The following is a 26,581-nucleotide window of genomic DNA, read 5'->3' as shown; positions in this document are numbered from 1 at the left end:
GCGGGAGAGTAGGCCGCCGCCAGTTTTTATATTATTAGAAAGTCTCATACAGCAATGTGTGAGACTTTTTTTTTGATTTATACACCAATGATCCTCCCCCATAGCAGCCTTACCCCGCAGCATAAAAGGAAATACACCATGGAAGGAGGAGGAAAAGAGGATAACGGGAAAAAGCTCCTGAAAACTTTTTTAAACTGACTACAGGTTTGTATTTAAAATTTAAAATTTATTAGAGAGTATACAGAGATTTCAATTCGGACCTATTGTAAAAACTATTTGCGAGCTATATGCAGCAGCAGGAACTGTAACACTAACACCACGTATTTCCAACTGTACACTAATATCAGCGTAATTTACACTATTACCAAGACCTAATACACCGGTAAAAGTAATTGTTGAAAGAGTGGATGCAGTTGCCTGAGGTATTTCTATATAATTCGTATTTCCTCCATTGATGGTAGCTGTACATAGAACACATAGACCATTGATGGTAGTATTTCCTCCACTTCTTTTTGCGTAGAGATGAAGATTACTATTCCACAAGGTAGGAACATAATGCATACTGATCCTGGCTCCGGCGCTTGTGAGAAGATTGAGGAAGGATCCGGGTAGACTACCGGATAAGGTGAGTTGACTGGGGTTATCATAGGTCCCCGTATAGTTTGTGCCTGCCTCAGTAATGGTAGGTACGCTTACGGCCCAGTTGCTTCCGGCAATGCTTAACGTTTGAGCTTCAAAGCTGCAGCTGATCATTAAAGGAATGATGTACAGATATTTTTTTGAGTAGACTTTCCGGATAAAGCTGCTATTGATTTTCATTTTTCAATTTTATTCAGTGATGGTATATACAATGGTAATGGCTGTATTGGCCTGAGCCTGTAAACTGGCATAATTGCCGGGAACTAATGACAGGGTAAGTCCATGGCCATTGTTGGCTCCGTTGCCTGTATAAGCGCCTCCAATGCCACTGATAATGGTAACCGGAGTGGTTGTAAGTATAACCTGTCCGGTTGGTGTTCCCAATGTGCCTCCTCCAGTTCCGGAAGCTGATGCTGCCTGTAATCTTATATTAACCCCGGCAATAACCTTATTTACAGATGCTGTAATTCTTCTGGTAAGACCTCCGGAAGCAATGGCAGAAGTGTAATTGATCCATTTTGATGTATTGGGAACCGGATTCACTAAAGCATTTCCTGCTTCGGTGGGTGCTGTAAAGTTTAAATTTATATTTCCTGAAGGTTCAATATCCATCAGAGCTACTATAGGCAGCGTCATGGAAACACTGATATTGGCTGACTGGGAATAGAGACTACAGGACAAGATAAAAACCATAATTGATAATAGGGAACGTATCAGAATCATTTTTTATTTTTTTATTTCATTATATCCAACTTTTAGGGATTCCTGCTGATATTTGATTTCTATTGGCTGCTTAACAATACTGATATTTAACTGTTTGGTTTCCGCAGACTGTAAGCTGAACTGGAATTGATTGATTGAAATTTTATACCTTTTATCAAGTCCGTTCCTATAAACTTTGACGGTCCAGCTACCCGGCCGGAGGTAGGTAAAGTCAAAATCTTCTCCAATAAAACATATTTTACGATAGGTCTGATCATTGCTGCTTGCTTCAACAATAATGCTTTCTCTTTTCTTTTTTCCTTTCTTATCAATATCCGTTTTTTCCTTTTCTCCTGTTTCATGGAGCTGTATGTGCCCCTGTATATTAGCAGCAGCTGTTAACCCGAAATTGAAAATATTTTCTTTATTCATAAGAGAAAGGGACATCGGGAAGACTTGCGTGGGAATATCATTGATTTCAGTACTTGAACGGTCTATTTCCAGAAAATAATTACCCGGAATAATATTTTTAAATACGTAATTACCTTCTTTATCAGTAATTGACAGATAACTTCCAAGCATCAGTTTTATTCCCTCTGTCTTTTTTATACCGAGATTGCTTATGTTTCCTGATAAAGAAATGTACTCTGTCGTCTTTTGTACCGGAATATTAGGACGCCAGGTATACCTCATGGAAAATATGAAATCTTTATTTCCTATTTCCCCTCTTTGCAGTGAATATCTGCCTGAAAGATCCAGCTCATTCCCGGGAAATAGCTGTTGATGAAGCAGAAGTTCAAATAGATTTCTGTCTTTAAAATAGTCTTCAGGGATATAATTATTCTGATAAAATATACTTAAGCTGGTTTTATCGGAAAACCGGCTGAATATTCTTGCCCCGTAATAGAGGTTTTTCTGATTCTGCAACTGATACCTTGAGGTAATAGCATAACTCCCGAACAAATTAAAAGATGTTCTGAATTTTTGAAATGAAATATTGGCAGCGTAAAGGCTGGAATTTCCGGTAAATCCTGTCAGATAATTATCTGTTGTACCCAGCTGTCCGTCAACATTGACCTGAAATATCCCGATCTGCTGGTTAATACTGACCTTGAAGAATCGTTCATTATAATCGAACTGTTTAGGCTCTAAGCGGTCCTGGTACTTTTGGTAGGCGTTATTAAGAATGATAAAACCATTGGGAAGATATTTGTATTGTATTCCATACTGAAAGTATTTTCTGTAGGGAGCTGCCAGTAATAAATGATCGCGCTGGAAATTTTTGACATCCTGCATATAATTGGCAAAAACACTCAGTCTTTTGGTGATATTAAAATAAATATTACCGTTAAAAGTATCGGTATTGGTAAAATATCCGGCAAATTTCGGCCCCGTTTTGATATACATTAAGCTTCCGTTGAACTTTTGAAAAATAGCTTCTGTCTGTACCATATAAGCTGTTCCTTCTGTTTGCTCTGTAGTACTGTAGGCAAATTCCCCGGAAAATTTTATGTTTCCTGAAAGTTTGAATTTTCCTTTAACATAGGGAAGATGAGCTTCAGCATTTAACCTTGTATCTCCAAAACTAACCGCTCCCTTTTCCTGAACTTTATAAAGATATCCAACCGAAATTTCTGATTCTTTCCGGATTCTGAACGCTGAATATATATTAAATTCATCTTTAATATCTCTGAAAAATCTGGGGTGGCTGTAGAATCCTCCAAGGCTCATCTTATTAAAATCATACCGGATTTCGGCTCCCCGTCCATACCTTGCAAACTCTGTTAAATAGGATGAAGAGTAAGTTTTATCTCCAAGATGAACGAAAAGGTTATCTCGTTTATAATTCACAAAATATTCTTCATATTGGGTAAATGAACTGAATTCTACAGGATTGCGGGTTATTGCATGAAACTCAATCTGATTTTTATTGTCTTTATCCAGAGCTCCCTTACCATACAGTTCACCTTGGAAACCATCGCGGTACACTCCCATATTCTGCATACCTATGAAAGAAAGGGAAGCTGCAACTGGAAATCTGTGGTAAATATCATTTTCCACAGGCTTTACCGATATAACCTGAGTGCTTATGTAGACATCCTGGTTTTCAGCAGGATTATCTTTTGAGTATACCGATAGATTCAGGTTTTGAAACTCATTTTGCCTGAGTTCAGGATTAGTCACTTTGTGTATGCTGATCATTTTAGATTCATTGGGAGCTAAGACTATTGATGTATCATCATCAATAACAGCATTTTTACTTTCCAGAATAACATTTTCCATCACATTTCCATTATTTTTTAATAAGAATGAAGAGCGGATGGTTTCTCCGGCCCTTATAAATTCAGGAGAATTCAATGGGGTAAGCGAAAGCTTTCTGCTTCCTGAAATGATAATTTCTGATGTTTTTACAAAGGATATACCGGTATGGCGGTCTGTGATTTGTAATGTTATAATATAAAGACCCTTAGCTGCCTCTGCTGTTATGCGTAGAGGAAGCAGATATACTGAGGCTTCACGGGGGGCCATTTGAAGTTCTCCTTTTGCTGAAATAGGTTTTATATTCGGACTTGAGGTGGTTGCTGAAATATCATAAACCTTATTTTCCGCCGAATTATTTTCTAATGAGAAAGGAATAGAAGTAGACATTCCCGGCATTAGGCTATCTCTTTTACTGATCAATCGGCTGGATTGCTGTTGAGAAAAAGTAAATACCGGAAATATTAATAGAGTAATAATTAAAGTCCAGTTTCTAATCATTTTTTACTTCTAATTCTACATTGAGCGCAAATGCGTTCTCCTCTTCGTCCGTGGTTATTATGGTAGCCCTGTATTTACCTGCCGGTACCTTACTGATATCAATATAAAATGTTTTGGAGGTATTAGGCAGCAGCCCCATTATTAAACTTGAGTAAGTTCCGAGTTTTTCACCTGTCTTACTGTTATAGATCTCAATAGATGCAGTTGGTTTACAGTAAAGGCTGCCATTGTTGGCTATTGCTACCTTTACAGTCTGTCTGCCATCTTGTTTTTCTACTTTCACACTTTCAAATTTAAGATCTGGCTTAGCCTTTTCTGTCTCATAATCTGTAATGACCTGGATAGCATATCGTACAACAGAAGTAATGCTTACTCCTGTTTTATTTTCACTGGGCTTTATGTCGTCCACGGGTTCTACAATAATGACGCTCCAATAGCTTCCAGGGTCTATTGTCTGATTGGGAACTGTAATTTCATAAAGTACCTCTGTTTTTTCTTTACCCTTCAGCGTGATAAGGTTGGTATTGAGTTTAATCCAGCCTCCGTTGCTGCGTTTATTAGTGCTTAATGCGCTGTAATTGATGGTTCCATCCGAATGATAAGCGAAGTCCTGTAAAAATAATTTTACACTCTGAGGAGCATTGCCTGTATTTTCAATGGTAATTTTTCCTTTATAAATCTTTCCGCTTTCTACAGAATAGGAATGCGTAAGCCCGTTAAGAATCACAATACCGGCATGTAAGAAGCTGAACTGCAAAATCAGGGTGATTAAAAGAAGAATACGCTTGGTCATCATATAAATTTTAGGGTTAGATCATTGCTAATACAAAGACAGGAAGAAACTGAACAACAACTTCTCCTTGTTTTTGAAATGCAGAATAGAATGGTAATTAAATTCTAATTATCTGATATCGTATAGGTAACGGTAGCTACTGTGGTGGCGGTTGCCTGTAAGTCGGCATAAGCAGCCACTCCTCCTGGGCCGCTTCCTGCTGCGAGAGCATACGTAAGGTTATGTCCGTTATTGGTACCATTGCCGGTATAAGCACTTCCAATACCGGAAATGATGGTCTGGTCGGCAGCACTTAACGTTAAAAGTCCTGCAGAGGTCCCCAATGTTCCACCTCCGGAACCTGTAGCGGCGGCGGCTGTTACGTTAAGATCAACTCCGGGAATGATGGCGTTCATTTTCACACTTACATTACGGGTAGGATCCGCAACAGATTTTATGGAAGAATAGTTAAGCCATAGCGTTGTATTCGCTGCACTTGGAATAATGGGATTTCCGGCTTCATTGGGAGCGGTAAATCCGAGGGTAATATTTTTAGTGGCAGAGGGTTCAATATCAACCAGGGCAACTTCCGGAATAGAAATTGTCACCGTATGATTGTCTGTATTGGTGTCCTGTGCACTCAGATTTCCGGAGAATACTGCCATAAATAAGGCTATTGTAAGAGATGAGTTTAATTTTTTCATGGTGTGGGTTATTTAATAAAGTGAATTTAATAATAATAGATAAAATATAAAAATAATTTTCTGTTTTTTGAATATTGTTAATTATTTCTGTTTTATATGTTGTTATTATTGTGAATTATTGCATGATAATTAGAAAATAATATATGTTTTCTTTATCATCATAAGCCTAACAAAAAACCTTACACCGAAAGGCATAAGGCTTTGATCAATATATAAATAACTCCTATATCCAATGAGGATCTGAAACAGACACTTTTCCGTTTTCTATTCTTCCCGCAAAATGCCAGATACAATCTCCCGAAGTGATTTTCAGATCATACCAGCCTTTGTTTTTAGCCAGATCAATTGTCATTTTTTCTTCAGTTTGCTGTATTGAAAAATTTTTACGGCTCTTTTCGTAGAGATTTTCCAACACTAAATTGATATTTCCTTTTTTCTTTTGCCTGAAAATAATTTCAGCTTTATGTCCTGAGTTTCTGTTCACAAAAAGCACTTCCGTTTCAGGAATCAGGCTGCCTTTGAATTTTCTGAAAAATCCGTTCGGCCCAAAGACTTCATAGTCGTAGTTCTGACCGGATATTTCATGTTTTATTTCCTGTTTCGAATATAGTGCATATGAATAATAGAAAGTTCCTTTGCTGAACATCGTTCTGTCATAAATAATCAATGGAACACCATTTTCCTTTAAGTTTTCCATACGAATTTTTTTATTTTCCAGATTGACATGGAAATGATACGGAAGCGGATTAGAAGGTTTCATCCCTCTTTCCTGAATATCAAGAAGCCTTTCGTTAAGCTCGTTCTCATCATACCATTTCAGGTTTGGAACAGGTTTGCTTTTGGCAGCATTGATCGTGCTGGCATAATCTTTCTGATCAATATAATCCATTTGTGGAGCTTTTGTATCTGCTGTATTAAAAGCAGAAGTAAGATCTCCGCACACAGCCCTTCTCCAATCACTGATATTGTCTGCTGTAACATCTTTTCCTGCTTTTTTCTTAATGAACTTTTCCAGGAACTGAAGAACAGAAGTGTGATCCGAAACCTCGGAATTCACAAAACCGCCTTTCGTCCACGGAGAAGCAATAATCATCGGAACCCGGTAGCCCAGACCTATGGTGCCTTCAATTCTTTCATGATCCTTCAGAGGAAGGGTTTTCATATATTCCTGCGAGCGGTCTACATATTCTGCGCCTTCTTTACTATTCATATCAACAGGCTGGTTGGGGTTCAGCGGAGGAGCAAAAGGAAGAACGTGGTCAAAATAACCGTCGTTTTCATCATAATTAATAATGAAAATTGTTTTCTTCCATATTTCGGGATCTTTGGTAAGAATGTTCAGCACTTCTGAAATATACCATGCTCCGTACCATGGCGATCCGGGATGATCTGAAAAATGCTCAGGGGCTACCAGCCATGAAACTAATGGAAGCTTTTTTTCTTCAACATCTTTCCGGAACCGGAACAGGACATCTCCTTTCGGAACAACCAGTCTTTCTCCATGATCATCCTGACCGGTCTCAAGATTCCAGTAATCGGGGTCATTGCTGTTGGTGGTAAAGGCTTTTTCGTGAAGATTTCTTTCCTTCTGCGATAGTTTTGAATAATTTTCAGGATCATATTGAATCTGGTCTTCCTCCAACTCACGGATCATCTTTTCCAGTCTTTCTTTCTGTTCGGGCTTTTTCTCTATTTCCTGTTTCAGATGGTCGATCATTTTAGGGATATGCTGATGATAGCCTTTGGAGAATTTTACATTGAAGGCAGAAAACCATTCAATAGGATTATCCGTAAAATTACTCAACCAGGCCTCCTGTTCACCAGACATTCCTTTCGGCAGACTGATCTCATTCTGATATATTCTCCAGGAAACATTCTGCTCCTCTAAAATCTCAGGAAAACTTTTCCAGTGCGCCTGCCTGGCTTTGTCATAATCTATATTTTCATTGTAGACATTTGCCTTTGCTTTACCATTTTGCTGTTCACGGAGTGTTCCGGACCAAAGGAAGAGCCTGTTTGGAGTGGTTCCTGTAAGGGAAGAACAGAAATATTGATCGAAGATGGTGAATGCATCGGCAAGCTGATAATAAAACGGAAGATCTTCACGGTTATAATACCCTAAAGTAAGCGGAATATCTTTATAATCTTTATTACCCGAAGCTTTTGCCTGAAGCCATTGATCGTATTTTCCCTTATTTAAAGCTTTCTGCTGATCAGACCATGAATGGGGTAGTGAGCTCATCCAGGTAGACTTTGTATTTCTAAGATCCAGCCGGGCAGGTGATGCATATTTTCCGGAATTTCCCTTCTGGAAAAATACAGAATAGCCATCCTCTTTTATAAAAGCTCTTTTATCTGAAAAGCCTCTTACTCCTCTGAGCGCTCCGAAAGCATGATCAAAGGAACGGTTTTCCTGCATCAGGATTACTATGTGCTCTGCATCATAAAAAGTAGATTGGGCAGCAGGTTCAATAGTAAGGGCTTTTAAAATGGAAGGGTGCAGAACGCTTGAAGTTCCCAGCCCTGCCAGCAAAAGACTTGATTTTTCTAAAAATTCTCTTCTGTTCATAATCTGTCGTAATAGAAAGAAACCGCAAGTTAACAGGATTTTCTTACGGTTCCCGGATTTTTATAAATGAATTTGTTTATACTTTTTGAAGCTCTTGTCAATGTAGGGCGCAAAAGTTTATATTTTTAATACTCGAGTCTATTGAAGTCAGTACAAATAAAGCTTCACAACTGAGCATACATTAGAAGAAAAGCAAAGATTTTCAAAGACGTAAGTGGACTTATTGTATTGATATCACTTTAAGTAAATGTGCCTCTTTCAGCTTTCGGGCTTTTTACTGAAGCCACCACGGTTTTGAATTGATATTGTCACTTCCTCCGTATTGCGCATTCAGGGCAGCTTTCAGATTGGCATTGTTGTAATTGTATTCTGATTGCGGATACCTGAATCTGAATGGTGCAGAAACTCCGGCCTGTAACGGAAAATTAGGAAATCCTGTTCTCAGGTAATCATAGTAGGATGTCCATTGGGACTGGTGAAACATCGTCATGTATTTCTGGGTCATAATCTTTTCTATACGGTTTTGCAAAGGGGCAGAATCATTATAAATTACCATTGGAGAAGCAAGATACTGGTTAACATCAAATCCTGCAAAATACTGATTCGGGTTCTTTACATACGTCTGGTAAAAGCTGAAGCTAGCTTTAATGGCATTATCATAATGGGTTTTTGCTGATCCGCCTATCCATCCGCGGGCGGCAGCTTCTGCTAGAATAAACTCCAGTTCAGAATAGCTTAATACAGAAGAAGGCTCATTCGTAGCGTCCTTATAAAAACGGTCATTTACCTTGGAGATATTTTTTGCGGTGATTAATGCTGCATTGTCAGAATAAGGAGAAGTAGGATTTCCTCCATTATATCCTGTAAAATCTGTGATAGGCTTTGCGGCTTCCTTGGCGGCAGTAGTTTGTGCTGCAAATGTGAAAAGTCTCGGATCCTGTCTGTCTTTAAACATATTAATGAAATAATCCGCCATATATAAACTTGATCCGTAGCCGCTGTTATTGAACATGGTATACCGGCTGTCTGCGGCATCTGCAAACTTCAGTTCACCATTATCTCCGATAGAAGTCATCAAAGGCTGGCTTCCTGCTATTGAAGCAAACTCTCCTGCTACATTGTAGCTCCCCAGTGTTGTTTTTTTAGATAGGGTGATCAGTATCTTCAGACGGAATGAATTGATCAGTTTTTTCCATTTGGTAGCGTCACCATTGTAAATAATATCGCCTTCAACCTTGTCTGTAGAATTGATAAGGTCGTTGGCTTCCTTCAGTTCGGTAAGAATACCTGCCATCACTGCTTCCTGGCTGTCATATTTTGGCTGGGTAATTTTAGCTTCACCTTTTACCGCTTCAGAATAAGGGATGCTTCCTAATTTCATACTTAGGTTAAAGAAATGATAGGCTCTGTAGAATTTACCGATTGCGAGATAATTTTTATTGCCGGTTTTTTCTGCTTCCTGCATCATTTTTACAGTATTCAGAAGAGCTTTGGTATACACTTCAAAAGATGCCTCATTCCATTTCATATACTGATATGTATTTTCACCGTCTGTCCCGATCATCATCCTTGAAGCATACATATTTTCACCGTTAACCTGAAAAGTATTCATAGATACATAGGTTAGAAGGGCTTTCGGGTCTACGCTGGCCTGGTCATTAGGGTTTTCATTGATGGTGTCAAGACTGGATTCACAAGAAGCCATCATCAGGATTCCTGCTGCAAATAATGATTTTACAGCAGTTTTTTTCAGCTTTGTTAGATTGAGAATTATATTGTTTTTCATTGTACTGAAGGGGTGTTAAATTAAAATTTAAGATTAAATCCGATTCCGAACCATCTGCTGGAAGGGTCCTGGATATCATTGGAATCTTTGGTTTTGAGCTGGAAATCAGGATCGGAATAAAGGTTTTTAGACTTTTTCCACATCGCCAGGTTATACGCTGAAACGTTCACTGTTAAATTCTTTACCATTCCTTTTGGATTAAGAAGAGACGAGAAATCATATTCTAAAATTACCGATCTCAGCTTGATGAAAGTCCGGTCAAAAACATTGGCAAATAGTTTACTTTCCTCTTCTGTAACCCTTGCCTGGTAAGGATAATTCTGTGCCCAGTCCTGGAAGCTGATCGGTTTGGTGTGCGTTGTATAGGTTCCTGTAGCTGCGTTGTAATTAACACCATCCGGAACAAAATAATACGTTCCCGGATTCGCATATTCAAGGTCTCTGTACGCAGTAGAATTCGGATGTTTTCCACCCCACCACATTTTTTCAACCACCTGAGATCTCATCACTCCGCCGATGCTTCCGTCGATCCCGATATTTAAGGATAGCTTTTTGTATTTAAATGTATTGTTGAATCCGAAGGTCCAGTCCGGGTTAAAATGTCCTAAATTGCTTGGTGTGTTGGCTCTTGTAGGCATTCCTGTATTGGCATTCAGAATAACCTTTCCGTCTGGTGATTTCTGCCAGGTATAATCGTAGAAGCTGTCCATTCTCTCACCGAGTTTGATGTTGTTGTAGTTCGGCATATTGTCGTAAATAGAAGTCAGCTTCTGCTCATATGTACTCCAGTTGATTAAAGATCTCCATGTAAAATTGGCTGTTTTTACCGGAACCAATCCTAGTGAAATCTCAACCCCTTTTGTTGTATACTCATTTCCGTTTACATATTGTGAAGTAAATCCTGATGATTGTGCTGTTGGGAATTCAAGGATGTTATTATAATCCAGTGTTCTGAAATAGGTAGCATCCAGTGTAATTCTGTTGTTGAATAAACCGGCGCTTAATCCCAGTTCATAAGACTTGGTCTGTTCCGGTTTTAGAGAATTTTCAACATTCAGGATGGTAGGGTAATAATTGGTAGGATTTCCGTTGAATGTAATTCCTTTATTGTTCAGGTAATAATTTCTGATTGAATAAGGCTGGAAGTCGTACGCTACTTTTGCCCATGAAGCGGAAAGTTTCAGCATATTCACCGCTTTTGGCATTGTAATCAGGTTGGAGACAACAGCACTTACCGAAGCAGAAGGATAGAAATAAGATCTGTTAGCCTTAGGAAGGGTAGAAGACCAGTCATTACGGCCTGAAATATTCACAAAGAAGGCATTGTATAATCCAATATCAATCGTTGAATACGCACTGTAGATCAGCTTTTCTTTCAGATAATCATAATATTTTAAAGCTCCGATGGAATTTTCCAGACTATAACGTTCCGGAACTCTGAGACCGTCTGTGGATGCATTATCGATATTATTTTTGTAGTAAAATGCCGAGCCTCCTGCATTTACTGTAAAATCGAAGTTGTCAGATATTTTTTTCTTGTAGGTGGCCAGTACATCATAGTTGAGATTCCATGTTTTGGAGTCATTCAGAATATATCCCCCGCTTCTCGGAGCGCTGTAGTTGAAATAGGAATACGGACTTAATATTTCCTGCTTATTGTGGTTTTCTACAATAGATATTTTACCTTTTACCGAGAAATCCTGAGTGGCTTTATATTCAAGACCGGTCTGTGCATTGATGACGTTGGTCCGGTTTTTATTTTTATAATATTCAGCTCCGAACCATGGGTTATTATACCAGGCATAATTCCAGTTAGCCTGTGCTGTGCCCTCTCTTCCGGGAATCCACATATGATTTTTGAGATCCCTTCCGTCTACATCGGCTCCCATCCAGATCAGGATGGTGTACATATGTCCGCTTGGATTGTAATCGTAATTGGGAATATTGGGGGTAAAGGTTTGGTTGAAGTTAAATTTAGTATCAAAGATCAGTTTTTCTCCCAAATGATTTTCCGAAGAGAAATTCACTCCGTACCGCTGCAGGTATGAGCCCGGAATCCTGTCATCATAATTCATAAAGTTTCCGGAAAGACGGTAGATGTCTTTATTATTTTTATAGCTTACGGAGAAGCTGTTGTTATTGATAACAGCCGGTTTCAGGAATGTGCTTAAATTATCATGATACTGCCAGTCAATCGGAACCCTTTCATATCTTGATTTATCGTTGTACTGTGTTCCGGTTACTGCGCCATACCATGGAATGACCTGGCCGGTTACCTTATCCCGGATGGGACTGTTCCACTGGGCGATCTTCAGACCGGGTGTAAATTTAGGACCCCAGATCATATCCCCGTCATTAACTCCTCCGTCTGCTCCGTCCCAGAATTCATATTTCCCGTGGGAGCCGTTTCCATATTCGGTCTGAGTTTTAGGAAGATTGGTAAAACCTCCCGTTACCATGGTATTCTGTGAAAACTCAACGGTGAAGCCTTTCTTTTTGGCTGTTTTTGTAGTGATCAGGACTGCTCCGTATCTTCCTCTGGAACCATATAATGCTGAAGCGGTGGCTCCTTTCAGAACATTGATGTTTTCAATATTATTGGGATCCAGGTTCTGAAAAACCTCTTTCTCCACAATCACCCCATCAATGACAAAAATTAAATTAGAGTTTCCTCTTAAAGTAAATTGAGGAGCCTGCTGCATTCCTGTTGGATTGGAAACATTCAGTCCGGCAACCTGTCCGGAAAATAAATTTCCTAAGCTTGGTGTAGTAATCGTTTCAAACTGTTTTGTACCGACTTCCTGTGTGGCGTAACCAATCTTTTCTTTCTTTTTGGTAATTCCCAAAGCGGTTATCACAACTCCTTCAATCTGCTTTTCCTGTGGTTTTCTCAATACTACAGAATATTCTTTTTTAGAAGAAACTTCTACGGTAAAAAGTGAAAAATCCGGAGCATAAAACTCAAGGATATCTTTTGGGCTGGCTGAGATGGTGAAATTTCCATTTTCATCAGTAATTGTAGTTTTTCCGGTGTTTTTATCGGTAATGCTTACTCCGGATATTTGGGAGCCGTTCTCGGATTTTACATTTCCGGAAATGTTAATTTCTTGGGCAGTAAGATAAAGGGGGAGTAAAAAAACTGCAAAGGAAGCTAGCGTTTTCTTCATTTTTTTGAGGGCAAATTTAGCCCCGCAGTATTACCTGAAGTTTACGCCCATATTAAAATAAAAATATGATTTTAATATTTTTTAACAATTATAATTAACATTTTAATAAAACAGGAATTTCCTTTTGTATAACAGTTTTTACTTTATTATATCATTTATAACAGGCGATATTTTATCCATAAACTTCGAGGGATCAACACGTTGATTCTAACCTTTGATTCCTTTAAATCAGCAGCTAAAAAAATGAAAGCTTTGCATGAAAATCTATTATCATCCTATTCTCTTTTAGAATCTGCTCAGAATTCCCCAATGGATCTTAATATCATTGAATTTAAAAGGATTTCCAAACTCATTACCATTGGAAAGCTGGAAGCTCATCAGCCCGATCGGAATAAAGAAATTAAATCCTAGGCCAACACTGTAGAGTTTGGGCTTTACGTTGAGCGATTTATTATTGAGCTGCCCATACTGTCCGAAGAGATCAAAAAAGGCCTGGTTGCCTATCAGATAGCGGTATTCCAGCCCTCCGTAATAGTAGAAATCGGCAGCGAGGGATTTTTCATTGAAACCCCGCATGGAATTCCAGCCGCCGAAACGGTATAATTCGTTGGCGGAGAACTCTATTTTAGAATCCATCATGGCACCTTCCGCTTTAATATTGAGGAAGTGGTTTCCGGAAATATGATAGTTATGTTCTCCAAAGAAATAGAATTGGTTCTGGTTGGCCTTGATATTATCTTTGCTGTATGTAGTGGTCAGGTAGTCATAACCGGCATTGATCCTTGTTTTATAAAGGAAAAGATCAATGTCAGTTGGTTCTGTCATTTCAAACCAGATCCCGATTCCTTTTTTGTTGTAATCTTTTCCCTGAACATACAGGGTGTCAATAATGCTCGATGTTTCAAGAGTTCCTCTTAGCCCGATTTTATTACGGTTATTAATGTTATAATAAAAAGCAGGAAGGAATTTTACATTGGCAAACGTGGAGTCCTGTCTGAAAATATTCACTTTCAGGTTCATTCCCACATTAGATTTAAGAAGGTAAGGAATGTCTGTCTGAAGATCAAAAGTCTGCCCTTTATCGGGGTTTCTCTGCCAGTAAAGGTTCACGGTCTCAAAGCCGTTAAACATATTCCTGAAATTTACATTCAGGGTTCCGTTCAGGGTAAACTTTTCTGTTTTATCATTTCCGAAACCGATAACTCCATCAAAGGTATTGGTTTTTTTCTTTTCCATAAACAGGTAAATATTCGTGGAGTCTTTTGTGAACAAAGTCTGAGGCGGCCGTTCCAGTGTAACAAAGGCATGGCTCTGAAAGCTTTTACTGATGGCCAGAAGGTTTTTATCATCGTAGGTTTTCCCTTTGAATTCCTTTTCAATATTTTTCATAAACCTTTTAGGGACCCTTTCGTAGCCTTTTACCACAAAACCGTCAATGGTTCGCTTATCATTTTTGTTAATATCAAGCTCAATAACCGGATAGCCGTTTTTCTGGCCTTTATATTTTGATTTGATCCGGCTGAAAGAGTAACCTTCATCAATATATTTCCTGTTAATGCTTTTTTTGGTGGAATCTAAATTTTTAGTGAAAAAATCCTTCTGAATTTTCAGCTTATACACAATTGAATCCGATAGGTCCACATACGTTTCATTATAATTTTTTCCTTTATCAAAGAAAATTTCTGTGCTGTCTCCTTTTATTTTTACGTCCTTCAGCTGGGTGAAGAAATAATTATTCTGTGAAAGAGAGTCCAGGAACTTTACCGCAGAAGCAGAATCTTTTACCTTTTTCCGGACATTGGTTTGCGTATCAATCAGCCAGTATTGCTTGTTCTGCGCCTTAAAGAAAGTGCAGAATAACAAAAGTAATATGGTTAATAAACGGATCAAACAATAATTTTTTACTTTGCTATATATTCTTTTCCGGATTCATCAATGTAGAACTCTTTTCCGGCTCTTTCTACCAGCATCATTCCATCTGTAAACCAGGAAAATTTATCATAGGTTTTGTCATTGATGTATTTTCGGGCAGGCAGGCTGTATATTTTCTTCTTGCCATTTTTATCAGCAACAATGGTTAATTTTCCAAACTGATGGATTGAGGAATAAGGCTGGTAATTGTCTAAAAATAATTTCCCGTCTTTGGTAAAGTATTGATGTACTCCGGTTCTGGTATAGGGTCCGGCGATGAAATAGGGTTCAAATTTACCTGGTGATGTCTCATAGCTGTGTCCTTCAATATAATCGTAATCAGCAGGAATTATTAATTTTCCTGTATTGTTGATGATTCCGCTTTTACCATTCTTTTTTACCAGGAACAGAGGTGTTGATTTTGCAAAAACGTCAATACTCTCATATTGTTCCTGAATATCTTTAGAAAGCTGGCTGATGATCTCCTGTTTTTCATTTTCAGCTTTTCTCTCCATTGCTTTTACTTCCGTTTCTGTAGCTGACATGATACTGCTGTATGTATCATTATCTGCTGTCTCTGAAATATCTTTCAGCTTTTTGCAGTCTATTTCAGTATTGTTTTCTGCAATACATTTAGATTGGTTATTAAGGCGGACATGGGCAGACATCACATGAGTATAGTTCTTACTTTGGGAATTGTATACTTTATATTCTTTAAAAGGATAAGCAAGATCATATTGGGGCGCAATCACCAGTTTATTATTCTGATCAACAAATCCCCACTGATTTCCTTTTTTTACAGGAAATAAGGTGGCTTTCTGGCCAAAAACAAAGGATGAAAGCAGTAAAAAAATAATATTCTTCATGGTTTGTACCGTATATTTAAACTGAAATTAGTCCAGTTTATTATATTTTTTCATCAGATTTTCATACGTTCCCTGCGGAAGAATCCATTTTAAAGGAACTCCGATCTTCTGTCCGAATTTACCAAAATAATAATGCGCTTTCCATTTCTTTTTTCCTAACAGACTTTCAACATAAGAGGCTACTTCCAGAGGTTCTGTTCCCTCACCTACATGAGCGTTCATCAAGGCATAGACTTTATCGAAAATATTTTTATAAGGTTCGGAAACCTTTGTTTTTACCCTGTTTTCGGCAATATTGGTTTTGATGTCGCCTAAATGTAAAGAACACACGTTAATATTCCATGGGTATACTTCATATCTCATAGCTTCTGTTACTTTGTCCAGCGCGGATTTTGAGGCGGAATAAAAACCGCGGAAAGGAAGTCCCATCTCACTTCCGATGCTTGAAATATTAATGATTTTTCCGAATTGATGTTCCCGCATTTTAGGAAGAACGGCACTCATCATCTGAACGGCTCCCACAAGGTTGAGGTTGAAAAGCTTTAAAATATCCTCTTTTGTAGAATCTTCCACAGCTCCAACCATTCCCATTCCTGCATTGTTAATCAGGATATCAATCCTTGATTCTGTTTTCAGAACTTCAGCAACAGCATTTTGTACGGCATTATTATCTGTAATATCTGTAGGAATACACCGGAAATACCGGCTTTCTGTATGCTTTCTGCTTAAGCCGTATACGTTATGCCCCTTTTTTCCAAAATATTCTGCCAGTACGAAACCTATTCCTGATGAGGTTCCTGTGATGATGATGGTCATGTATTGATATATGAATTTTAGACTTGTATTTCTTATTTTTTCCGGTATCCTGAACCGTATTTCCAGCAAATGTAAAAAAAGAAAAGTGAATCTGCTATTTATTGTAATGTAAACATCAATTTTACGATTGTCAGTTACCATTTTTTAATAAAAAGATAAAAATACCTTAACTCACTGTAACAGCTGCTGTTCTATTTTTGCACCTTCTGTTATTAAAAACAATGTTCTTAACCACAACCACATGATCGGTATGATAAAGCTTCTAAAAAAAACAGGCATTTTCCTGATGCTGGCTGTTTTTTCCCAAAATCACGCACAAAACTACCTTCGTTACCATGTTAATAATGCCCATTCCCATAATGATTATTTACAGAAGATTCCTTTCTGGGAAGCTTATTATGCAGGGTTCGGATCAATAGAAGCAGATGTATTTCCGGTAAAAGGAAAGCTTTTGGTAGCCCATACAGAAAAAGAACTTTCTCCGGAAAGAACACTGGAAAGCCTTTATCTGATTAATATTTCCAAACAGATTAAGATGAATAAAGGAAATATTTATCCCGAAGCTGATAAGAAACTCCTGCTTCTGATTGATATTAAAAATGAGTATAAAACAGCTCTGAAAATATTGATGGCCAGTCTAAGAAAGTATCCTGAAATTACGGGCTGTCCAGGAATTAAAATTGTCATTACCGGTGAAAGGCCGCAGCCCGGGGATTTTAAAAATTATCCGGATTACCTCTATTTTGACGGTGATCCTGATAAAAATTATACTGATGACCAGCTGAAAAGAATAGGAATATTCAGTGCAGACCTGAAAGACCTGATACAGTGGAATGGAAAAGGAACTCCACGGGAAGAAGAAACTGAAAAAATAAGAAATACGGTAGAAAAGGCGCATCACCAGCAGAAGCAGATCCGTTTTTACGGAGCTCCGGATTTTCCGAATGCCTGGATAAATCTTATGAATATGAATGTGGATCTCATCAATACCGATCACATTCCTGATCTTAAAAAATTCCTGAATACTGTTCCGAAGAATTTCTATAAGAACACAAAAGATTATCCTGTTTATACTCCTTCTTACCAATCAGACGGAATCCGTAAAAAAGTGAAGAACGTTATTCTTCTTATCCCGGACGGAACTTCTCTTCCGCAGTATTATGCCGCATTTACGGCCAATAAAGGTAGATTGAATATCTTTAATATGAAATCAACAGGACTCTCAAAAACCGGTTCATATAATGCTTATGTTACTGATTCGGCTCCGGGATCCACAGCATTTGCCACAGGAGTGAAAACCAGAAATACATTTGTAGGTGTTGATGCTGCAGGAAAATCAATTGCCCAGATTCCTGATATTATTGATGCAAAAGGAATGGTTTCCGGGCTCATTTCTACAGGGGATGTAACAGATGCAACGCCGGCTGATTTTTATGCCCATTCAGATAACAGGAACAGTTCCGGGGCTATTATGATGGACTTCATTAATTCTAAAACTAAAATTTTAGTTGGAGGGCCGTCGGGTGGATTATCTCAGGAAAACAGGCAGAAAATTAAAGAGGCTGCGGTTGAGGTTTATGATGATCTGAAATGGGTAAGCAAAATCAACGGACGAACACTGGTTGCAGATCCTGTGGCTTCAAAAAGAATAACGGAAGGAAGAGGTAACTGGCTGGCTGATGCCTTTGACCTGGTATTGAATGATCTGAAGAATAATAAAAAAGGATTCTTTATGATGGTGGAAGCTTCGCAGACCGATGGGGGAGGACACAGTAATAATCTGGAACAGCTGGTGACTGAGCTGCTGGATTTTGACCAGGTGGTAGGAAAAGCCATAAAGTTTGCCGATGAAAATAAAGAAACGCTGGTTATCGTTGTCGGAGATCATGAAACCGGAGGGTTAACACTTCTTGACGGAAGCCTGAAAGACGGTTGGGTGTTCGGGAATTTCAGTACGAATGATCATACGGCTATTCCTTCCAGTGTGTTTGCTTACGGGCCTAACTCAAAAGACTTTACAGGGACATTTGAAAATACAGAGATCTTTAATAAGATTATGGAAGCGTACGGGATCCGGAAATAACGGGATTGTGGATAACTGTGTGGATAAGTATAAATCAGGAGGATAAATTTTAAAGAAATAATGGAGTTTAAAGATTGGCTTATCTGAAATTTATATTCCAAGAACAGCTAAATGTCATTATATATGATATTTATAGCTGGTTTAATGCTTCCCTTTTAGTATTATTATTTATGGCAGCAGTTTATTTCATGCCTTATTCCAAGTGTGGATAACTTTGTGGATAACTCTGAATTTAAGAATATGCTTAAAGAAAATAAATGAGGATAGGGTATATTGATCCAATCAGAAATATTCTCAGCAATTATTTATTCTTATGGCTAATGAAAGCCCTGTTTTTTTAATGTGGATAACTTTGTGGATAAGTATGTGGATAACTGAAAACCTCATTATTTAAGGAATATAATGAGCTATTGCAACAGAAATCAGCTGAGTGTTCTAAAAATATAAATATTCATCTGTTCCGGGAACTTTGATTTTATTTTCCCCGATTCTTAAATCATTCATTCTGATCAACGGTTTAAAAGGGTGGATAAATTCTTTATGGTAATCATCGGGAATTTTGGCATCATCATCACAGGAAGAATACGTTTTATCAATAATAATTTTGCCTGTGGAAAAATTAATTTCATTCAGGAAGCTGAACTCACAGGTGTCATCAAATTTATCGCGGGAGCCGATGAGATAAAAATCTCCATTCTGAAACCTGAAGACATGATGGTACGTCTGAGTGTGCCTGGAATTGGTGGAAAACTGCTGCTCCACAATAAGAGTATTGTTCCTGATTTCAATGTTCAGGATATTGCCTTGAGGGTAGAATCCTGCTCCGCTGGAAAAAAGGAGCGTTTTATTCTCTTTCCAGACCCGGGGCTTTCCGTTTTGATCTTTTATAATATACAATGCTCTCACAACACCGTTATTGCTGTCGAGCTTAGAATTAACGGTTGCATTGGTATTGAAAACAATTACAATTTCTTCTTTCCCGTCTTTATCAAGGTCTCCTTTAGCTTCTGCTATTTTCTGATAACCTTTGGGAATGCTGAAACCGTTCAGGCTTTGTGCCTGAAAACTCAGACTAAACAGAACAGCAGTGAAGAATGGAATTTTCATACTGAACAGGATTTGAAATTATAGACCAAAATCTTCTTTTTTGATCAGCTTGTTATCTTCCAGACTACAGAGGCATCCTTTCACCGTTTTATAGCTGCTTTCAATATCCGTTTCCTTGCCTTTAGTGTCTGTAATTATGATTCCGGCAGAAAATGATTCGTCTTCTGCCTGATAGGTTCTGTAGAGCTTATAGCTGTAGCCGTTATTGGTAAATAAAAGATAGTTAAGCTCCATTCCTGCATTTTGTTTTCCTCCGCCTCTGTAATAAGAATTATACCTGAATCTTTTCCAGCTTTCTTTATTTCTTTCTGGGGGAAACTCCATTTCAATCTTGTTTTTACTTCCAAACCGGTACTGGATATATTCGTCCTGTTTATCCTTAACCAATGTCATTTTCTTCCCGTTTCCCGTTTCAAAGGAATAGATGATTTCTTCATTTGGCCGTAAATATTGTGCCCAAAGAACAGCAGGGAATAATGTGAATAAGATCAGGTATTTCATGATTGGAATTATGTGTAAAAATACAGTAATCTGAAATAAGATAACGTGTCTTTTCAGATTACTGCATTTTCAGATTTTTAATTAACGGGTAATTATGCTTTCAAAATCTTTCCAGAACATCGGGTAAGATTTTTCCACTACTTCCTCATCTTCAATATTCAGCTCTTTGATCAGGCAGAACGGGGCAAAGCTCATAGCCATTCTGTGATCCTGGTATGTTTTAATGGAAATGTTTTCTTCGGGGTTTCCGAAACGGATTGATTTGATCGTCAGATCTGTAATTTCAGTTACAGTTCCCAATTTTTTCAGTTCGTTATATAAAGCTAAAAGCCTGTCGGTTTCTTTTACTCTTAGAGTTCCCAGTCCTGAAATATCGAACGGGATCTTTAAAGCGGCAGCTGTTACACAAAGAGTTTGTGCAATATCCGGGCAGTTGTTCATATCCAGAACTATTTTTTCAGGGAAAGTAAAATCCGGTTCCGGCCGAAGGGTAATCTTATGTTCACCTTCTGTAAAAATAGTTTTAATTCCGAAAAATTTCTCATAAATTCCGGCAATGGCAGAGTCTCCCTGAGTAGACGCTTTATAAAAACTTTTCAGGTGAATGGTTTTTCTTCCCAATGTGCACACAGAATAGAAATAGGACGCTGAGCTCCAGTCACTTTCTACTTCATAGCCGGTTGTTTTAGCTTCACCATCAAATGGTTCTACTTTTATGGTATTTCCTTCAAAGCTGTTCTTTATTCCAAATCTCGTCAGGATATCCAGGGTCATTTCTATATAAGATCTTGAAGTAACCTGGCCTATAAGATGAATTTCCAACCCGTTTTCAAGCTTTCCGGCAATAAGAAGGAGGGAGGTGATGAACTGACTGGAAATATCAGCAGGAACATTCACTTTATTCCGGGTGATCTTTTTTCCGGTGATTTTTAATGGAGGGAAACCTTCATTTTCTAAATAGTCTATCTCTGCTCCCAGATCGTTCAGGGCGCTGACCAGATTTTTGATCGGTCTTTCTTTCATTCTTTTAGATCCGGTAAGAATAGTAGTCTTTCCTTCCATAATAGAATAATAAGAGGTAAGGAAACGCATAGCTGTTCCGGCGTGGTGAATGTCCACAGTTTCTGTGTTCTCAGATAAGGCTTTTTTTAAAAGCCGGGTGTCCTGTGAGTTGGAAAGGTTACCAATTTTTATATTCTTAAATAAACTTTCCAAAATCAACAAACGATTCGAAATACTTTTCGAACCGCTGATCTGTATGGTTTTATCACCTATTAACTTTGATTTTTCTAACTTCATTTTTATTATAACTTCATTGTTTGTAAAATTTTACCCCATTCTGATCGGCATAACAGAAGAAATTTCCGTTCTGATCATACAGTTCGATGAGGTGAAAGCCTTCTTTGCCGTAATTTTTTTTCTCCAGAAGCGGTAGCATTTCAAACTTACCCTCATACAGCTTTTTCTCATTACCGCTAAACTCAAGGATCTGATAATACTTTCCTTTTTTAACGATATACATACTGCAGAAAGTACAGAATGTACTCATCATAGTAATCTCGTCATATTCTGCCGGAATGATCCAGTCATTTTTAAGGGTATCAAAAAATCCTGTTTTTCCGTTCACTGTTTTTATAACAGTATTGGAAGAAAGTTCAGCTTTCTCTGTTTCCGTCTTTTTCTGGCTGAAAGGTTCTGTATATTTCTTGGATGCAGAGATCTTTTTCATTTCAGGAACTGGCGGCTGAGGCTTTGTCTCTCCTGAAGAATAAGGTTTCATGGCTTCATTATAATAAGATCCTGATCCTGAAGAAGACGAGTAGCTTCCATATCCGGAGGATGGCCTCTCTTCTCTTAGTGTTTCTTCATAAAAATCCTTCACCTTGCCGTTTTCAAAGTTGATGGTCAGCTTTTTTTTAGATAGTGGCGGTGTAGTATAGGTTATGCTGAAAGATTTTGGAAACAGTTTGTAATCCGTTGTGTTTTTCTCTGCATTTTCAAAAAATGTCTTGGATACTTTAAGCGTCTTTTTGTCGAGAAGAACCAATGAGTACTTATTGTTAAGCTCGTTGAGCAGGATTAAAATTTCATCTTTCAGTACAGGTTTTTTATCATCTTCCACATAATATACGTCCCTGAATGAACGGTCAAATACTTTTTTCCCATTCAGAGTATAAACATCCGTACTGGAATATCCAACACCCTGTGAAGAGTAAAAGCCATGAAGGTTATCAATTTTCACCGCATTCACGAAAGAATAATTTTCATTGAAAAAATTATACCGGCTGTCTTTAAGGACAATTTTATTCCCATAAATATAAGTGGATGTAAAGCGGTCTGCATCGTTGCCTTTGGAAGCGGTAAATTCTCCCGGATGCAGGGTAGACACATCTATTTTATCATACTCTGCAGGAATAATCATTTTTCCCGATGCATCTGAAATGCCAAATTTACTCCCTACTCTGTAAGGAACGGTAACCTGACTGTATGTGAGGATGCAGGTAAACAGTAAGGCGGAGATCAAAATGTTCTTCATCTTATTTCAGCTTCTCGTTGTTCTGATGTCTTTCTTTATCCCGGTCGGTCTTGATTTTCATTTTTTTATCAAAAGCTTCCTGGAGATTCACTCCGGTTTGGTTAGCTAAACATAAAGTAACAAACAGTACGTCTGCAAGTTCTTCCCCCAGATCTTTGCTTTTATCACTTTCTTTTTCGCTCTGTTCACCATATCTTCTGGCAATGATCCTTGCAACTTCGCCAACTTCTTCGGTAAGCATAGCCATGTTGGTCAGTTCGTTAAAATAACGGACCCCGATGGTTTTAATCCATTCATCTACCTGCTGCTGCAACTGTGTAATTTCCATTATTGATAAGCTCCTAAAGTAGGGTTGGTTGTTCTTGATACATTCACAATATCCAATGGTACTGTTCCGGCTACAGTGGTATTTCCTTTTCCTCTTGCCGGGGAAGAGGTTTTAACCCGCAGGTTCATTTTCGCTGCAAAATAATTCAGGAACTGAGGGTCTTCATTTTTAATGCTTTGAACCACATTCATATTATTGTCAAACGCAAAACCGGCTTCCGATACTCCGGAATATTTTATGGATGTGTTCTGAATCAGATATTCAAACTGCTGTCCCGGAGTCTGTTCAAAATTAATGGAATTATCTCTGTCTGAAAAAACAATAGAATTTTTTATATCAAGGCGCTGAAGTGCTCCCTGTTCCATCTGTCCGGAAGCATTTTTCCATTCATTGGTAGCAAAGATTCCAAGTCTGTTGAAGCTGCCCATGGTTTTAGAATAATTGGCAATTGTAGAATGAATATAGCTGTGATTTCCGCCTCTGAAAATTCCGATGCAGGATTCTCCGCAGTTGTTCATTACCAGATTTTTTGCATTTACGGTAGAACCTACGGCATAAATTCCGTATTCAAGGAAGGTATGGATAAAAGAGTTGCTGATATTGGCATTGGCCTGTTTCATGTCCAGCCCTCTTGTTCCTCCGAAAAGCCTTGCAAAATTCATATTAAGATTGGCATTGGCTTCCATCCTGATTGAATTCCAGTTTTTGGGAATAGTATCATAATAAGGATCATTTCTGTCACCACGAAGGATAACTTCATTGTTTAATGCGCCGTTAATATTCAGGGAAGCCCCGGAAGAAACTTTCATTCCGCTGTTTTTATGGAAGTAGACTTTAGTTCCCGCCTGGATATCAAGCGTGATATTAGGATCAATAGTCAGATCACCATAAATAATTTTGGCTTTATTGTTATTCCAGGTAGTATGATTGGAAATAACGTTTGGGTTGGTAGGAGTCTGAATGAAAAATTCGGCATCCTGAACGACTGAAAATAAAGTAACGTGTTGTTGCCCGGCTCCGCTGCTGAAAAGAATTTTGTCTTCAGCAATGGCTTCCGGTCCTGTAGCTTCGGGAGCAATTTCGACGAATATGTACATGCTGTCCTTCTTTCTCAGAGGAACATCCTTAAAATCATATCCCGGTTTTCCGTCTACATTAATTCTGTATAAAGACGCTGCTCCTTTTTCCAGGTTAATCCTTGGAATGAGAACATCCTTATCTTCATTATTGTAAACCTTTACAGCATAGGTTTCAGAGCGTACCTGATGATATACCGTATCACAGAATACAGTGTCTTTTGAAAAACTTAACAGCTGTGAAGGAGCATCAAACGTAATATCGTCTTTATTACATGATACTGTTACCAGAAGCATCCAGAAAGAAAAAGCCAGTAATAATTTGAATTTCATCGAAATTAAAGTTTAAATAGATTCCAAATTTAACGAAAATACTTTGAATTTCTTATCATCAAAAAAATATTGGATACGGTATTTGGAAATTAGAAAAAATGTTGTACTTTTGCAACCTAAAATTAGCAGAGAAATATCCATTACTATTTCGAAAGCAAACTTTAATTTTTTAAAAATTGTATTATGAAAAACGGAATTCACCCAGAAAATTATAGACTTGTTGTTTTCAAAGATATGAGTAACGACGAAATGTTTCTTTGCAAGTCTACTGCAGAAACAAAAGACACTATCGAGTACGAAGGACAGGAGTATCCTCTAATCAAGATGGAAATCTCTTCAACTTCTCACCCTTTCTACACTGGTAAAGTGAAGTTAGTTGACACTGCAGGTAGAGTTGATAAGTTCATGAACAAATACAAAAAATTCGCTAAGTAATTTTTTGAACATCAAAATATTGAAGTCTTCCACTTTTGGAAGACTTTTTTGTTTGGATATCAATTCTCCTATCCTTATAAAGCTGAATCAGGTTGAATATATTTAATTGGAGCAGGCTTTAGCCAAAACCCTTCAAACCTATATATTCAATTTATTTATTTGAAGGGTTTTCGTATTTTTGTTCTATACATAAATAGAATCTGAATATAGGCTCCGGGATGTAGAATTTCACAGGTATCTTTCAGTTTCTGTTTATAATCCCTAACTTTTAACATCCAGACAATGCAATTAGTATTTTCAGACGCACAATACTGGGAAGATTTTCTTCCGCTTACTTTTACCCGCCCTGTTGCGGCCATGCGGTGCGGTATCCTTACTTTTTCTGAAAGATGGCAGAGAATCCTTGAGAATACCGAAGTTTCCTACTTTACAGAAACTTATCTTCAGCATAAATTCAAAGAACCGGAAGATAAGGAAAGTCTTTTCTTAGTGACCAACTTCCTGCCGACAGAAACTGTGATTCAGCAGATCAGGGACCTTAAACAAGGGGAAGCATTGGTGTACGAAGATGAGTTGGTTGCTGCCAGAATTAATATGAAAGGGTTTTCCCTGAACCAGATTGAAAAAATGACTGATATTAAGGAAGAACTGATTTTTTTCAAAAGACCGGCCGACCTTTTTACCTACAATCATCATGCGATTGATTTTGATTTTGATTTACTGACTAAAGGACGGGTTTCCCAGGAACTTTCCTCAACCAACGGTTTTTTAGGGGATAAAAAAGACCTTTTTATTGAAGAAGGAGCCCAGATAGAATTTTCAACGTTAAATACCAGAACAGGAAAAATCTACATCGGGAAAAATGCTGAGGTGATGGAAGGGTGTAATCTCCGCGGTCCTATTGCCCTGGGAGAAGATTCTAAATTTAATCTGGGATCTAAAATTTACGGTGCTACTACTATAGGACCCCATTGTAAAGTAGGCGGTGAGGTGAATAACATTATTATCTTTGGCTATTCAAGCAAAGGGCATGAAGGATTTATCGGAAATTCGGTAATCGGAGAGTGGTGTAATTTTGGTGCAGATACCAATTCTTCCAACCTTAAAAATAACTACAGCCAGGTAAAACTCTGGAACTACCGTACGAAAGCTTTTGAAGATACAGGGCTGCAGTTTGCAGGGCTCATTGTGGGAGACCATTCTAAAACCGCCATCAACACTCAGCTGAATACCGGTACTGTGATTGGGGTAGCTTCCAATATTTTCAAACCGGGCTTCCCGCCGAATCTTGTAGAAAACTTTTCATGGGGCGGATTGAAAGATGATGAAAGGTTCAGACTTGACAAGGTTTACGAAGTGGCAGAAAGAGCGATGGCCAGACGAAAAGTTGCTTTAACTGATGATGACAAAGCTATTTTAAAACATATTTTTGATACCTATTAAAAAAAGAACCTCCGGTATTTTCCGGAGGTTTTTTAAACATAAGGCTT

20 protein-coding genes are annotated in these 26,581 nt (G+C 38.1%); 3 read left to right on the top strand and 17 right to left on the bottom strand.

The annotated features are described in order from the left end of the window. Window positions 1-249 precede the first annotated feature (249 nt). The 11 genes from AOB46_RS19675 to AOB46_RS19625 form a co-directional block, all read right to left on the bottom strand. The gene (locus AOB46_RS19675) at window positions 250-819 is read right to left on the bottom strand and encodes a hypothetical protein (protein WP_131724426.1); all 570 of its coding nucleotides are present in this window, start codon (window positions 817-819) and stop codon (window positions 250-252) included. A 9-nt stretch (window positions 820-828) separates the two neighbouring features. Continuing rightward, the gene (locus AOB46_RS19670; RefSeq protein ID WP_062702581.1) at window positions 829-1,362 is read right to left on the bottom strand and encodes a hypothetical protein; all 534 of its coding nucleotides are present in this window, start codon (window positions 1,360-1,362) and stop codon (window positions 829-831) included. A gap of 3 nt (window positions 1,363-1,365) precedes the next feature. After that, window positions 1,366-4,101 carry a hypothetical protein gene (locus AOB46_RS19665; protein ID WP_062702579.1) on the bottom strand — a complete coding sequence of 912 codons (2,736 nt, stop codon included), beginning with the start codon at window positions 4,099-4,101 and terminating at the stop codon, window positions 1,366-1,368. Continuing rightward, window positions 4,094-4,894, bottom strand: coding sequence for a WxL protein host-binding domain-containing protein (locus AOB46_RS19660; protein WP_062702577.1), 801 nt, complete (start codon window positions 4,892-4,894; stop codon window positions 4,094-4,096). The genes AOB46_RS19665 and AOB46_RS19660 overlap by 8 nt, the downstream gene beginning before the upstream one ends. A gap of 104 nt (window positions 4,895-4,998) precedes the next feature. Next, complete coding sequence (locus tag AOB46_RS19655) at window positions 4,999-5,577, bottom strand: hypothetical protein (protein WP_062702574.1); 579 nt, start codon at window positions 5,575-5,577, stop codon at window positions 4,999-5,001. 223 nt (window positions 5,578-5,800) lie between these two features. Then, window positions 5,801-8,146 (bottom strand): phosphocholine-specific phospholipase C, encoded by a 2,346-nt coding sequence (locus AOB46_RS19650; RefSeq protein ID WP_062702572.1) that lies wholly within the window; start codon window positions 8,144-8,146, stop codon window positions 5,801-5,803. Between the two features lie 274 nt (window positions 8,147-8,420). After that, complete coding sequence (locus AOB46_RS19645) at window positions 8,421-9,932, bottom strand: SusD/RagB family nutrient-binding outer membrane lipoprotein (RefSeq protein ID WP_082377281.1); 1,512 nt, start codon at window positions 9,930-9,932, stop codon at window positions 8,421-8,423. A 20-nt stretch (window positions 9,933-9,952) separates the two neighbouring features. Then, on the bottom strand, window positions 9,953-13,099 hold the full coding sequence (locus AOB46_RS19640) for a SusC/RagA family TonB-linked outer membrane protein (protein ID WP_062702570.1): 3,147 nt from the start codon (window positions 13,097-13,099) through the stop codon (window positions 9,953-9,955). A 285-nt stretch (window positions 13,100-13,384) separates the two neighbouring features. After that, entirely contained in the window at window positions 13,385-14,989 is a 1,605-nt protein-coding gene (locus AOB46_RS19635) for a hypothetical protein (RefSeq protein WP_062702568.1), read from the bottom strand. Window positions 14,990-15,000: 11 nt separating this feature from the next. Beyond that, window positions 15,001-15,876: a WG repeat-containing protein gene (locus tag AOB46_RS19630; RefSeq protein ID WP_062702566.1), complete on the bottom strand. Its 876-nt coding sequence runs from the start codon at window positions 15,874-15,876 to the stop codon at window positions 15,001-15,003. 27 nt (window positions 15,877-15,903) lie between these two features. After that, window positions 15,904-16,692 (bottom strand): SDR family oxidoreductase, encoded by a 789-nt coding sequence (locus AOB46_RS19625; protein WP_185113893.1) that lies wholly within the window; start codon window positions 16,690-16,692, stop codon window positions 15,904-15,906. Window positions 16,693-16,942: 250 nt separating this feature from the next. Here AOB46_RS19625 and AOB46_RS19620 point away from each other — a divergent pair, with 250 nt between their 5' ends. Beyond that, window positions 16,943-18,775 (top strand): alkaline phosphatase, encoded by a 1,833-nt coding sequence (locus tag AOB46_RS19620; protein WP_241489242.1) that lies wholly within the window; start codon window positions 16,943-16,945, stop codon window positions 18,773-18,775. 435 nt (window positions 18,776-19,210) lie between these two features. On the opposite strand, the gene AOB46_RS19615 is transcribed toward AOB46_RS19620, so the two are convergent. The 6 genes from AOB46_RS19615 to AOB46_RS19590 all read right to left on the bottom strand — a co-directional run bounded on the left by AOB46_RS19615 (window position 19,211) and on the right by AOB46_RS19590 (window position 24,656). Further along, the gene (locus tag AOB46_RS19615) at window positions 19,211-19,882 is read right to left on the bottom strand and encodes a hypothetical protein (protein WP_062702565.1); all 672 of its coding nucleotides are present in this window, start codon (window positions 19,880-19,882) and stop codon (window positions 19,211-19,213) included. A gap of 18 nt (window positions 19,883-19,900) precedes the next feature. Then, complete coding sequence (locus tag AOB46_RS19610; RefSeq protein ID WP_062702563.1) at window positions 19,901-20,383, bottom strand: hypothetical protein; 483 nt, start codon at window positions 20,381-20,383, stop codon at window positions 19,901-19,903. Between the two features lie 81 nt (window positions 20,384-20,464). After that, a complete protein-coding gene (locus AOB46_RS19605) occupies window positions 20,465-21,682 on the bottom strand; it encodes a 3-phosphoshikimate 1-carboxyvinyltransferase (protein WP_062702561.1) in 1,218 nt (405 codons plus the stop codon). A 13-nt stretch (window positions 21,683-21,695) separates the two neighbouring features. Next, complete coding sequence (locus AOB46_RS19600) at window positions 21,696-22,919, bottom strand: WG repeat-containing protein (protein WP_062702559.1); 1,224 nt, start codon at window positions 22,917-22,919, stop codon at window positions 21,696-21,698. A gap of 1 nt (window position 22,920) precedes the next feature. Further along, window positions 22,921-23,247, bottom strand: coding sequence for a nucleotide pyrophosphohydrolase (locus tag AOB46_RS19595; protein WP_034731670.1), 327 nt, complete (start codon window positions 23,245-23,247; stop codon window positions 22,921-22,923). Next, window positions 23,247-24,656 (bottom strand): hypothetical protein, encoded by a 1,410-nt coding sequence (locus AOB46_RS19590; protein WP_062702557.1) that lies wholly within the window; start codon window positions 24,654-24,656, stop codon window positions 23,247-23,249. Before AOB46_RS19590 ends, AOB46_RS19595 begins: the two co-directional genes overlap by 1 nt. 183 nt (window positions 24,657-24,839) lie before the next feature. On the opposite strand from AOB46_RS19590, the gene AOB46_RS19585 reads away from it, so the two are divergent. Then, a complete protein-coding gene (locus AOB46_RS19585; RefSeq protein ID WP_062702555.1) occupies window positions 24,840-25,091 on the top strand; it encodes a type B 50S ribosomal protein L31 in 252 nt (83 codons plus the stop codon). Window positions 25,092-25,373: 282 nt separating this feature from the next. Beyond that, a complete protein-coding gene (locus AOB46_RS19580; protein ID WP_062702553.1) occupies window positions 25,374-26,534 on the top strand; it encodes a GlmU family protein in 1,161 nt (386 codons plus the stop codon). Window positions 26,535-26,581: the final 47 nt, after the last annotated feature.

The sequence above is a fragment of the Chryseobacterium indologenes genome (assembly GCF_001295265.1).
GTDB lineage: Bacteria > Bacteroidota > Bacteroidia > Flavobacteriales > Weeksellaceae > Chryseobacterium > Chryseobacterium indologenes_A.
Note: the sequence above shows the minus strand (reverse complement) of the source record. Positions and strands in the feature narration are given on the sequence as shown.